Source organism: Streptomyces sp. NPDC087420 (assembly GCF_044744165.1).
Classification (GTDB): Bacteria; Actinomycetota; Actinomycetes; order Streptomycetales; family Streptomycetaceae; genus Streptomyces.
Window position 1 is genome coordinate 574,499 of sequence record NZ_JBIUXU010000002.1, and the last position, 11,252, is coordinate 585,750.

Below are 11,252 nucleotides of genomic sequence, written 5' to 3' on the forward strand. Positions count from 1 at the left end.
GCCATTCATCCGGGACGGACCATCCCGTCCTGTCCCCTCATCCCACCCAAGGTGATGCCCATGACGTCCAGCATGCTGACTTCCAGCACGCTCATGCCCTCCTCCGCCCCGGGCCTGAACGCCACCCCCACCAACCCCCAATTGGCCCTGGCCGACGACCTCCTGGCCCTCCTCCGTTCCACCACCACCGAGCCCCGCCCCGACGAGCAGCTCGAAGCGCTCACCCTCGCCGTCGCGGCCGACCTGCCCGTACTGCTCTGGGGCGAGCCCGGCATCGGCAAGACTGCGGCCCTCACCCACCTCGCCACCTCCCTCAACCTCCCGCTGACCACCGTGATCGCCAGCGTCCACGAGCCGACCGACTTCTCCGGGCTGCCCATCGTCGGCGACGACCCGGCCGTGCAGGGGGTCCCGATGGCGCCGCCCCAGTGGGCCGTGGAACTCGTCCGCGCCGGGCGGGGGTTGCTCTTCCTGGACGAACTCTCCACCGCCACACCGGCCGTTCAGGCCGCGCTGCTCCGGGTTGTCCTGGAGCGCAAGGTCGGCGCGCTCCAACTGCCGCCGGACGTACGGATCGTGGCCGCCGCCAATCCGAGCGCGTCGGCGGCGGACGGGTGGGAGCTGAGCCCGCCGCTGGCCAACCGGTTCGTGCATCTGTACTGGGTGCACGACCGGGAGGTCGTGGTGCGCGGGCTGGGCGGGGTCTGGCCCCGCGCGGAACTGCCCCGGCTGGTGCCGGAGCGCCTGTCCGAGGCGGTGGCTTTCGCCCGCCGCGCGGTCTGCGGATTCCTGGAAGCCCGGCCGACGCTGATCCACCGGCTGCCCAGTACGGAGACACGGCGTGGCGGTGCCTGGCCCTCGCCCCGGAGCTGGGAGGCCGCGTTGGCGCTGCTGGCCTTCGGTACGGCGGCCTCTGTCTCCCGGGAGGTGCTGGCCCTGCTGATACGGGGCACGGTCGGCGACGGGCCCGGGCTCGAACTCCTCGCCCACCTCGACCGGATGGACCTCCCGGACCCGGAGTCCCTGCTCGCCGACCCGGCCGCCGCCGAGCTGCCGGTGCGGGGCGATCTGCGCCAGGCCGCGCTGGAGGCCGTGGTCGCCGCCGTCGGGGCGCGGCCCGAGCGGGCGAGGTGGGACGCGGGCTGGGCGGTGCTGGTACGGGCGCTGGAGACCGGCGCCCCGGACCTCCTGGTCGCGCCCGCGACCGTGCTGGCCTCGCTGCGGCGCGACGAGTGGGAGGTGCCGGAGGCGGTGGAACGGCTGACGGGGGTGATCGGTGTGGCCCGGCGGGCGGACCGTTCGGTGGTACGGGCAGCGGCGGCCGGCGCCGGTCGCACGACAGGGGTACGCCGATGACGGGGCCCGCGCAGCACTCTCAGCCCCGCCCCGTGCCCCGCCCCCTGCCCCGTCCCGCGCCACCCCGCCCGGTGCGGGCCACCGTATCGACGGCACCGCCAGGACCCCGGACTCCGTACCACCAACCCGGCCCCGGACTCCCCCTGGACACGGAGAAGTTGCTCGCTGCCCGGCTCCACGCGGTGAAGGTCCGTCCCTACCTGGCGAGCGCGCTCTTCGCGCTGCACGTGGTGGAGGACCGGTCGGTGCCGACGATGGCCGTGGACGCGCACTGGCGCTGCTACGTCTCGCCCGGCTTCGTGGCGCGCATGCCGGTGGAGGAGCTGGCGGGCGTCTGGGTGCACGAGGTCTCCCACCTGCTCCGGGACCACCACGGGCGCAGCGAGCGGTACGCCCGGGAGCACGAGGAGTACGGGCCGGGCGAGCGGCTGCGCCGTAACATCGCCGCCGACTTCGAGATCAACGACGACATCTACGGCGACGGCCTGCCCCGGCCCTCCGGGGCGGTGCTGCCCTCTCTACTGGGGATGCCCGACGAGCTGTTGATGGAGGAGTACCTGCGGCGGTCGTCCATGTCGGGGCTCACCGGGGACCTGGCGTGGCTGGACTGCGGCAGTGGTGCCGACGGGGAGGGCCGGCCGTGGGAGCTGGGGCCCGGCGGGGCGCACGGGCTGAGCGGACAGCAGCGGGACGCGGTCCGTTTCCGGGTCGCCGAGGGGATCAGGGGCCGGCCGGGCGACGCTCCGGAGGGGTGGCGGCGGTGGGCGGAGGTGGCGTTCCAACCCCCGCAGCCGTGGCGGCGGTTGCTGGGGGCGGCGATCCGCTCGGCGGCGAGCGCGCAGGGGGTGGGCGACAACCACAGCTACCGCCGTCCGTCCCGGCGCTCGGCCAGTGTGCCCGGTGTGCTCCTGCCGAGCCTGCGCCGTAGGCCTCCCCGGGTCTGCGTGGTGATCGACACCTCGGGGTCGGTGAGCGACGCCGAGCTGGGCAGCGCGCTGCTGGAGGTGGCGGCGATCTCGCGGGCGGTGGGCGGACGGCGTGACCTGGTCTCGGTGATCTCCTGCGACGCGGCGGCCGGGATCGCCGTCCCGCTCTGCCGCGCCGAGAACATGGAACTGATCGGCGGCGGAGGGACGGACCTCCGCTCGGGCTTCGCCCGCGCACTCCGCTCCCGCCCGCGCCCGGACGTCGTGGTCGCCCTGACGGACGGTCAGACCCCGTGGCCCACCGCCCCGCCCCCCTGCCGCACGGTGGTGGGCCTCTTCCCCCGCCCCGCCCCCGCCACGGACGAGGAGGACCCCGCCTACATCCCGGACACCCCGCCCTCCTGGGCCAATGTCGTCACCATCAACTGAGCCGGGCCGGCGAAGCCCCGTCACCCGGTCGCGCGAGGCCCTGGTCAGGCTTCGACGCCGAGCTTGAGCAGCCGAGCTTGAGCAGCAGATCGGCGAGTTCGGCCGGCAGTGTGATCATGCAGTCGTGGCCGGTGGGCAGTTCGAGCACCTGCGCCGGGGTGCCGTTGGGCTGCGTCGCCGGGACAGGCCGCCGTACGAAGCCTTCCGGCACGACGGTGCAGTGGATGTGCGTACGGGGGATCGTGTTCACGGCCGGGTTGTCGAGGCGGACCGGTTGCTGGAGGCAGCGGACCGGCTGGTCCGACAGCAGGGTGCGCAGCCATGCGGCGTCCGCCGGGTCGGTGACCCCGAACAGTCCGAAGGGCGGGGGCAGTTCGGGGAGCGGTGGGATCCGCCAGCCGCTCTCGGACGCGAGGGCCCGGTCGATCAGGACCTGGCTGACGGGCATGACGTCGACCGCGCTCTCGCCGTCCTCCGGGACCATCGCGTCGAGGTAGACCAACCGGCGCGTCCGGTCCGGGAGCTGGTTGGCGACGGCCGAGATGACCAGCCCGGCGTAGCTGTGTCCCACGAGTATCACGTCGGCGAGGTCTTCCTCGGTGATCAGCGCGACGATGTCCTCGACGTGGGTGTCGAGCCCCACCCCGGGGCCGAGCAGGTGCGCCTTGTCGCCGTAGCCGGTGAGGGACGGCGCGTACACCCGGTGCCCGGCCGACGTCAGGAGGGGGGCCACGCGCTCCCAGGACTGTCCGCTGTGCCAGGCGCCGTGCACCAGCAAGTAGGTCGACATGGTTCTCTCGCTCCGCTCAGGGGGTTGCGCGGGGACGGAACGGCTCCCCGCATGGCGACGAAACGGGACGCTGTCCCGTTTCCTCAAGATGGTGCCGAAGATACGGGACGGTGTACCGTTTATCAATCCCGTACGGGACCGAGCGGCTGCGACGGGGAGCGATGGGCGACGGAGACCGGGCCACGGGGTCGAAGACCCGGTCCAAGCGGGTGGACGCCCGGCGCAATGAGAAGACCCTGCTCGACGCGGCCGCCGCGGTCTTCGTCAGGGCAGGGGTCGAAGCGCCGCTCCGTGACATCGCGGCCGAAGCCGGCGTCGGTACGGCCACGATCTACCGCCACTTCCCGACCCGGGCGGACCTCATCGTCGCCGTCTACCGCCACCAGGTCGAAGCCCTCGCGGCGGCCGGCCCCGACCTCTTGGCGGCCGGCGTGACCCCGCACGCCGCCCTGGGGCTGTGGATCGACCTTTTTGTCGACTTCCTGGTCACAAAACTCGGACTCGCCGCCGTATTGCAGTCCGACGACCCCTGTTTCGATCCTCTGCACTCCTATTTCCTCGACCGGCTGGTGCCCGTATGCGCCCAGCTGCTCGACGCCGCCGTCGATTCCGGGGAAATTAGGCCCGGCCAGGACGTGTACGAGTTGCTGCGCGGCGTCGCCAGTCTCTGCGTGGGGGCCGGGAACAATCCGCGCTACAACTCGCGCCGGCTGATCGGCCTGCTTGTCGCGGGACTGCGCCGACAGAATTGAGCCTGGCGGGAACCGTTCGCGAAAGCGCCCGGAGACAAATGCGGTGTCACTCCTCGTGCGGAATGCGAATGGATTTGTCCGAATGGCGACAAGTGGGCCGGCGGCAGGCCAACTGAGCAGCCCTGACCGGGCATTTCGCGCCCTGGATCGACAGGAATCGCGGTCGGCCGAATGAAAATACACATCCCCCCGCCGAAGGAGAAAACCGGCGGGGAAACCTGTGATCTGCCTCCACCCGAGAAGTGCGCAATGGGAACTGGCCCCTCGTTTCGTGGTAGAGTCTTGACGGGTTTACAGGACGCCTCGAAAAAAGGGGAATGGCGTGAATACCGAGAAGGTAACGGCTCGACGTCTTACGGCCGAAGAGGTTTCGGAGTTGGGCCTCCAAGACAGCATCTTTGTTTCGGCGGAGATGGATGGTCTTCCTCTCGACTGCTATGCCCCGGCTTTCCTCACAGAGCCGGGTAAGAATTTTGAGGGAGGGTCCTTCACCACGAGGACGGTATTCGGTGAGGAGCGCCATGTCCTCCCGGACAATGCCGAAGAGCGCGGAATCTGGGTCGCCGACAAGACGGGGGAGGAGATCGAGGTCCTCCAGAGCGCCGGCGTCCTCCTGAACCTCGCCCTCTTCGTGCCCAACGGCACCAAGGAATCCCTGGACTCGCTCTACTCCGCCGCGCGGGACGCGTTCGGCGTGGGGGTCGTTCAGCGCTGGAGCGAGGAAGTTGTCGCGGTGCCGGACGTCAAGGTCGACCTGTTCGAGGAGCCGGCCCGGGGGCGCAAGAACACGGGCGGCCAGAACCGCGACCGCCGCGCCCTGGACATCTACCCGACCCGCGTGCGGTTCCTGGAGCCCAGCGACGGCTGGAAGTTCGTGGTCGAACCGCACAAGGAGGTCGTCGACGAGACGCCGACGATCTGACCTGACGGCGGCGGCCCGGAAGCCACCCCGACAGCAGCTCAACCGAACGCCCGGCCGGGCCCTCCCGGCCGGGCGTTCGGCGTCAGAGGGGGATGACGCGGACCTGGCTGCCGCAGAGTTTGGTCATGTCGTCACTGTCGGACGTCAGCAGTGCGACCGGCTTCGGCTGACGCAGTGCCACTTCCGCCACCGTGGCGTCGACGGCGTACTTGTGGCCGTGCAGTCCTGCTTCTTCGAGGAGGCCCGCGGCTGCCTTCGCCGCCTGCTCCGTGACCGGTTCCACCTTGATGCGCGACAGGGCCCAGTTCAGGCGTGGGATGTGGGTGCGGGAGTGGCAGACCTCCACGATGGTGTTCGCTCCGATGGCCAGGTCGGCGCCCATCTCGTGGAACACCTTCAGCATCGCGAGGAACGCGCGGTCCTGCCCGATCCAGGACGAGAGCCCTTCCGAATCCAGAACGACGGTCTCGACGCGCTCACTCATGCGGCGTCCGCGTCCTTGGCGGGGCGGGCGGCACCGGAGATCTTCGAGCGGGCCTCCGCCAGCTCCTCGTCGCTGAACGTCCCGTGCTCTTCCTCATGCCGTCGCAGGTCGTCGCCCAGGAGCTGGTGCCGGATCTGGCGGGCCACCGCTTCGGCCACGTAGCCGGAAACGTTGTCGGTGAGCTTGCGAAGCTCCGCCACCTGGTCGCTGGGCAGGGTGACGGTGATGCGAGTCGTGGAGGACATAAGGGAAGCATGCTGGAGTATGCGCGGGGATGCTCGTCCTGGCTCCCTTGCGGAGAGGGGATGGTGCGGCCCGCCGGGCCCGCCCCTCCGTGTGGGCGGCCCCGGCGGGGCCGAGCGCGTCAGCGTCCGTGGACCGTCAGCGTCCGTGGGCCGTCACCGTACGCGGACCGTCACCTTCACGGTCTTGAGGACCGCCGGCAGCTTTGTGGTGTCGACCTTCAGGATTTCGGCGTTGTCCGTCCGGCCCGTCGGCGGCAGCACCTTCTGGTGGACGGTCCACTTCCCGTCCGGGTCGACCACGATGGTGTCGATGCCGAAGTCGTCGTCGTTCGAGAGGTACAGCGTCTTGCCGCCGTTCGCGGTCGCGACGCCCTCCACCTTGTCGTGCGCGAAGAACCCGCCGGTGGGGTCGAGTTGGCTCACCAGCGTTCCGACGTTGAGGTACGGCTGCTTCTGCGCGACGTGGACGCCGGCGCCGGTGAGCGCGGCGAGCGCCGCGTTGGTGGTGCCCGCCCCCACGAACGCCTCGGGCGACTTGCCGCCGATCGTCAGGCCGCTGACGTCGGTGGCGCCGTTGAGGTCGACCTCGTACAGCGTCTTCTGGGCGAACGGCTGGAAGTTGCCGTCACGTTCGTCGATGAGGAACTTCGTGCCGGACAGCGCGGTGATCTCGCTGTTCGCGCTCCCCGTGGTCCCCGGGTTGTCCAGCAGGTACAGATACTGCTTGGACTGGTACGTACGCAGGTTGACCGAGACGATGCGGGCGGGCGAGACGCCGGCCGCCTTCGTGCTGCCCAGGTCCGGCTGCTGGAGCGCGGACTGCATGATCCCCACCAGGGCCGACCCGTCGGGCGTGACCGTCAGGCCCTCCATGCCCTTGTTCTTGACCCGGTTGGCCAGCTCGGCCGGCAGGTACCCGACGATCTTGTGGGACGCGTTGTCCGGGCTGTTCCTGTACGGGGTCAGCCGGCCCAGCTCGTACCCCTTCGCGTCGAAGTGCGTGAGGTACGGCCCGTACTCGTCCGAGACCCAGAACGTGCCGTCCGGCAGCGCCACCAGGCCTTCGGAATCGTAGCCGTACGCGTCCCTGGCGACGGGTGTGGGCGTACCGCCGTTGGCGTTGGTCGCGTCGACGTCGCTGATCACCTCGCTGGTGTCGTGCGGCGGGCGCCCGCTGTACTTCACCCCGCCGAGGCTCTTCGGCCCCTTCAGCGTGACCTGCCTGACCAGCTGAGCCTTGCCGTCGACCAGCTTGAACTCCCCGATCTGCGGGGTGAAGTCGGTGAGCATCTCGGACTTGTTGCCGTCCGGGCCGTCGGCGTTCGGGCCCCGGTCGGTGAGGCCGTAGAAGCGGCCCGACCTGCCCGGCACCGGGGTGAGCGACGAGCCGAAGCCCGCACCGGAGATCTTGGTGGTGGTGCCGTTCGGCCCGGCGACCTCCTTGAGCGGTGGCAGGGGGGCGCCGTTCGCGCCCGCGTCCTTGAACAGCTGCACGGCGTCGGTCGTCGTGTATGTGAAGGTGTCCGTCCCCGTGAAGCCGGACTTCGGTGTGTACGTGAACGAACCGTCCGCGTCCACCGCCACCGTGCCGTCGGACGGATCGGTGTGCCGTACGACCGAGGTCGCGCCGGCGTCGTTCCGCAGGACGTTTCCGGTCACCTTGCCGTGACCGGAGAAGGAGTCGGCGACCGCGCCGAAGTCGTGCGAGGGGGCCGACAGCCAGCCGGAGGCCTGGGCCGCGACGGTGCCCGCGCCCACGACGGCGACGGTGGCACCGATGGCGAGGGCGATCCGGGTGCGTTTGCGGGAGAAGGGTCTTGAAGTCATGGCTTGAACCTCGCGCTCGCCGGTGAACGCCGGGCCGACGCCGGGCCGATCCCGGGTGAACCCACGGTTCGAAATGGTGGACCGATTCCTGCCGGCCCACCGGGCGGGGCCCCGGCGGACCGACCCCGCCCGGCAGACGAGGTCAGTTCACCGTCACGGTCATGATCGTGCTGGCCGGCGAGTAGTTCCCGGCCGTGTCGTACGTACGGGCCCGGTACTCGTACGTACTCCCGTCGGCGGGCAGTGGGTCGCACACGGTCGCTGTGGCGTTGGCGGAGCGTGGGTCGTACCCCTGGTGCAGGACCACCGACCACGCCTCCGTCCCCGCCGCGCGCCGCTCGACCTCCAGGCCGGTGAAGTCGCGGATCGGGGCGGGCGTGTAGTCGGAGACGGTCGCCTGGACGCCGAGTGCGCAGGTGCGCAGGGTCAGGTCGGGGGCGTAGGCGGGGGCGATGCCGTCGGGGACCTCCAGCCAGAGTTCGTTCGTGGCGACGGCGTCGAGCCGGTTGGGGTTGTAGGTGGTGGTACCGCCGTCGTTGGTGACGAGGACGCGGTAGTGGCGGGTCTCGCCGTCCGCCGTGATGGCGCCCGTCGTCCAGGTGGCGCCCTTGGTGGTGCCGAGCGGGACCCAGACGTAGCGGCCGTCCACCAGGTCGTTGCTGAGGACCGTGTAGTGGTCGAAGTGCGGCTCGGTGTTGAGCGGCCACTTCAGGGCGACCTTGCGGGTCGCCTTGTCGTACACACCGGTCAGGGAGGTGACGACGGGCAGCGGCCGCACGATCGTGTCCGTACTGCCTGAAGAGGCGTTGCCCGCCTTGTCCTTGGCGCGGACCTCGTAGTAGTACGGCGTACGGTCGTCGGGGTTCACGAGCGGGTCGGTGTGACTGCGGACGCCGGTCGTCGTCGTGGCGACCTTCGTCCACGTGCTGGAGCCGACGGCCCGCCGGTAGAGGGAGTAACTCCCCAGGTCCATCTCCTTGTTGGCGGCCCAGGAGACGGTCGTCTTGCGCGTCTTCGTGCTGTAGGCGGTCTTCACACCGGTGGGGGCGAGGGGCTTCGTCCTGTCGTACGTGGCCGAAGTCCGGGGCGTGTAGGTGTACGTGACCTTCGCGGCGCCGCTCCAGTTCACGTAGTCGACGCGCAGGGTGTGTTTGCCGGAGGGGACGGTGAGGTTGAGGCCCTTGGAGCGGGCGGTGTCACCGGTGTTCTTCCACAGGTCGATCTTCCGGACGCCGTCCAGGTACACACGGACGCCGTCGGTGGCGGAGGCGGTGAAGGTGAAGGGGCCGCCGGAGCCGAAGTCACGCGTCACCGACCAGCGGACACCGAAGTTGTTCGACGGCACACCGGAGACCGGACTGCCGGACCAGCTCTGGCCGACGGCGGTGTCGCAGTCGGTGCGCGCCGGGGAGCCGGAGAACGAGGTGTTCTTGTAGAACGTCCGCTTGTAGACGTTGGCCGCGCAGGTGACATCGGCGGCGGCCGCCCGCGGGGCGGCGGCGAGCAGTCCGCCGACGGCGACGGCGAACAGGGCGCCGCCGGTCAGGGCGCCCACGGTCAGGGCTGCGACGGATCTCTTCTGGTGCACGGGGGGCCTTTCGCGCTGTGCGGGGAGGTTGTACAGCGTGGAGACCTGTGAGGCGGGGGGAGGGTTGTACACCACCGGTGCACGGAGTGTCGGCGGGCGGGCGCCACGCGCGGCCTGACAGCATGGGAGGCCGCCGAGCGGGAGACCCGACGGCCGACACACGGGCACGCGCATGCCCGCGCCCGCGCCCCACGCCCACCGCACCGCACCGCTCGCGACAACAGCCGTAAGAAGACAGGCGGTACGTCATGGCGCCACGCCCCCACTGGCTGTTCGGCGACCAGCTCGGCCCGCACTTCCTCGACCCGCGCCACGGCGGCCCCGACGCCGGCGCCCCGGTGATCATGATCGAGGCGCGGTCGGTGCTTCGCCGGCGCCGTTTCCACCGCGCCAAGGCCCACCTGATCCTCTCGGCGATGCGGCACCGCGCGGCCGAACTCGGCGACCGGGTCACGTACATCCGCTCCGAGACATACGCGGAGGGCCTCGAACAGGCCCTCGGACACCCGGCATCCCACCGCCCGGGCACGCACAACCGGCACCCGGACCCCCCGGACCACCACCACCCCCCTCGGCTGACGGTCTGCCACCCCACCTCCCGCCGGGCGCTGGACTTCGCCGCCGCGCGGGAGGACGTGGAGATCCTGCCGGCGAGGGGCTTCCTGGTGAGTCACGACCACTTCGCGGAGTGGGCCGGCCGGGGCAGGGGAAAGGGCCTGCGGCTGGAGGGCTTCTACCGCTGGGTACGGGAACGGCACGACCTGCTCATGGACGGCGACGAACCTGTCGGCGGCCGGTGGAACCTCGACCACGACAACCGCGAACCCCCGCCGCGCGGACAGCGGACTCTCCACCTCCGGGGCCCGTGGCAGCCGAGCGAGGACGCCATCGACGACGAGGTCCGCCACGACCTCGACCGCTGGGAGCGCGACGGCGACGTCTCGTTCGTCGGCCGGGACGGACCCCGCCGCTTCCCCGTCACCCGCCGCGAGGCGCTGTCCGCGCTGCGGCGATTCATCACCCACCGGCTCCCCGACTTCGGCCGTTACGAGGACGCCATGCTCGCGGCCGACCCGGTGATGAGCCACAGCCTGCTGTCCGTACCCCTGAACCTCGGCCTGCTCGACCCGGCCGAATGCGTGGAACGCGCGGAGCGGGCGTACCGTACCGGCGACGCGCCCCTCAACAGCGTCGAGGGTTTTGTCCGGCAGATCGCGGGGTGGCGCGAGTACGTCTGGCATCTGTACTGGCACTTCGGCGAGGACTACCGCCACCGCAACACACTGCACCACACCACCCCCCTGCCGGACTGGTTCCTCGACCTCGACGCGGACGCGGTTTCGGCCAACTGCCTTTCCACGGTGCTCACTCAGGTACGGGACACCGGCTGGACCCACCACATCCCCCGCCTGATGGTCCTCGGCAGCCGCGCCCTCCAGGACGGCTGGGACCCGGCGGCGGTCACCGACTGGTTCCACCGCTGCTTCGTCGACGGCTACGACTGGGTGATGCTCCCCAACGTCATCGGCATGTCCCAGTACGCGGACGGCGGCCTCATGACGACCAAGCCGTACACCTCAGGCGGCGCCTACATCAACAAGATGAGCGACCTCTGCGCCCCCTGCCCCTACACCCCCACCCAGCACACCGGCCCCCAGGCCTGCCCCTACACAACGGGCTACTGGTCCTTCCTCCACCGCCACCGCCCCCAACTGGCCACCAACCCCCGCACGGCCCAGGCGGTCAAGGGCCTGGACCGCCTGAAAGACCTCCCAGAACTCCTCAACACAACAACCCGACGAGGCACCACACCCCCCTGACCCGCCCACCCCCTCGCGGACAGGCCCTAGTGTCCTGAGTCGGTAATTCGTCGGCAGTACGAGGCGAGGGATTCGAGGATCTGGTCGGCGGTCTTGGTCCAGATGAACGGCTT

Annotated in this window: 10 protein-coding genes; 5 read left to right on the plus strand and 5 right to left on the minus strand. The window is 70.6% G+C overall.

The window, feature by feature from the left end; genetic code table 11:
• Positions 1 to 93 precede the first annotated feature (93 nt).
• Together ACIO1C_RS05995 and ACIO1C_RS06000 are read left to right on the plus strand one after the other, a co-directional pair.
• Complete coding sequence (locus ACIO1C_RS05995) at positions 94 to 1,356, plus strand: AAA family ATPase (protein ID WP_401859134.1); 1,263 nt, start codon at positions 94 to 96, stop codon at positions 1,354 to 1,356.
• Positions 1,353 to 2,711 carry a VWA-like domain-containing protein gene (locus tag ACIO1C_RS06000; RefSeq protein ID WP_401859063.1) on the plus strand — a complete coding sequence of 453 codons (1,359 nt, stop codon included), beginning with the start codon at positions 1,353 to 1,355 and terminating at the stop codon, positions 2,709 to 2,711. The genes ACIO1C_RS05995 and ACIO1C_RS06000 overlap by 4 nt, the downstream gene beginning before the upstream one ends.
• On the opposite strand, the gene ACIO1C_RS06005 is transcribed toward ACIO1C_RS06000, so the two are convergent.
• Positions 2,704 to 3,501: an alpha/beta fold hydrolase gene (locus tag ACIO1C_RS06005; RefSeq protein ID WP_401859065.1), complete on the minus strand. Its 798-nt coding sequence runs from the start codon at positions 3,499 to 3,501 to the stop codon at positions 2,704 to 2,706. The genes ACIO1C_RS06000 and ACIO1C_RS06005 overlap by 8 nt on opposite strands.
• Before the next feature lie 161 nt (positions 3,502 to 3,662).
• On the opposite strand from ACIO1C_RS06005, the gene ACIO1C_RS06010 reads away from it, so the two are divergent.
• Positions 3,663 to 4,253, plus strand: a complete 591-nt coding sequence (locus tag ACIO1C_RS06010) for a TetR/AcrR family transcriptional regulator (RefSeq protein ID WP_401859067.1) — start codon at positions 3,663 to 3,665, stop codon at positions 4,251 to 4,253.
• 322 nt (positions 4,254 to 4,575) lie between these two features.
• Positions 4,576 to 5,175, plus strand: a complete 600-nt coding sequence (locus tag ACIO1C_RS06015) for a hypothetical protein (RefSeq protein WP_401859068.1) — start codon at positions 4,576 to 4,578, stop codon at positions 5,173 to 5,175.
• Positions 5,176 to 5,257: 82 nt separating this feature from the next.
• Here ACIO1C_RS06015 and ACIO1C_RS06020 read toward each other — a convergent pair whose 3' ends face one another.
• The 4 genes from ACIO1C_RS06020 to ACIO1C_RS06035 all read right to left on the minus strand — a co-directional run bounded on the left by ACIO1C_RS06020 (position 5,258) and on the right by ACIO1C_RS06035 (position 9,319).
• Complete coding sequence (locus tag ACIO1C_RS06020) at positions 5,258 to 5,659, minus strand: DNA-binding protein (protein WP_401859070.1); 402 nt, start codon at positions 5,657 to 5,659, stop codon at positions 5,258 to 5,260.
• Complete coding sequence (locus ACIO1C_RS06025; protein WP_401859072.1) at positions 5,656 to 5,904, minus strand: hypothetical protein; 249 nt, start codon at positions 5,902 to 5,904, stop codon at positions 5,656 to 5,658. The genes ACIO1C_RS06020 and ACIO1C_RS06025 overlap by 4 nt, the downstream gene beginning before the upstream one ends.
• 153 nt (positions 5,905 to 6,057) lie before the next feature.
• On the minus strand, positions 6,058 to 7,731 hold the full coding sequence (locus ACIO1C_RS06030) for an esterase-like activity of phytase family protein (RefSeq protein ID WP_401859074.1): 1,674 nt from the start codon (positions 7,729 to 7,731) through the stop codon (positions 6,058 to 6,060).
• A 142-nt stretch (positions 7,732 to 7,873) separates the two neighbouring features.
• Positions 7,874 to 9,319 carry a PA14 domain-containing protein gene (locus ACIO1C_RS06035; protein WP_401859076.1) on the minus strand — a complete coding sequence of 482 codons (1,446 nt, stop codon included), beginning with the start codon at positions 9,317 to 9,319 and terminating at the stop codon, positions 7,874 to 7,876.
• 248 nt (positions 9,320 to 9,567) lie between these two features.
• On the opposite strand from ACIO1C_RS06035, the gene ACIO1C_RS06040 reads away from it, so the two are divergent.
• Positions 9,568 to 11,139, plus strand: coding sequence for a cryptochrome/photolyase family protein (locus tag ACIO1C_RS06040; RefSeq protein WP_401859078.1), 1,572 nt, complete (start codon positions 9,568 to 9,570; stop codon positions 11,137 to 11,139).
• The last annotated feature ends 113 nt before the right edge of the window (positions 11,140 to 11,252 follow it).

Bases quoted from the DNA above. Each gene is read 5' to 3' on its own strand.
- ACIO1C_RS05995 (WP_401859134.1), top strand. From the start codon at position 94: ATGCCCTCCTCCGCCCCGGGCCTGAACGCCACCCCCACCAACCCCCAA.
- ACIO1C_RS06000 (WP_401859063.1), top strand. From the start codon at position 1,353: ATGACGGGGCCCGCGCAGCACTCTCAGCCCCGCCCCGTGCCCCGCCCC.
- ACIO1C_RS06005 (WP_401859065.1), bottom strand. From the start codon at position 3,501: ATGTCGACCTACTTGCTGGTGCACGGCGCCTGGCACAGCGGACAGTCC.
- ACIO1C_RS06010 (WP_401859067.1), top strand. From the start codon at position 3,663: ATGGGCGACGGAGACCGGGCCACGGGGTCGAAGACCCGGTCCAAGCGG.
- ACIO1C_RS06020 (WP_401859070.1), bottom strand. From the start codon at position 5,659: ATGAGTGAGCGCGTCGAGACCGTCGTTCTGGATTCGGAAGGGCTCTCG.
- ACIO1C_RS06025 (WP_401859072.1), bottom strand. From the start codon at position 5,904: ATGTCCTCCACGACTCGCATCACCGTCACCCTGCCCAGCGACCAGGTG.
- ACIO1C_RS06030 (WP_401859074.1), bottom strand. From the start codon at position 7,731: ATGACTTCAAGACCCTTCTCCCGCAAACGCACCCGGATCGCCCTCGCC.
- ACIO1C_RS06040 (WP_401859078.1), top strand. From the start codon at position 9,568: ATGGCGCCACGCCCCCACTGGCTGTTCGGCGACCAGCTCGGCCCGCAC.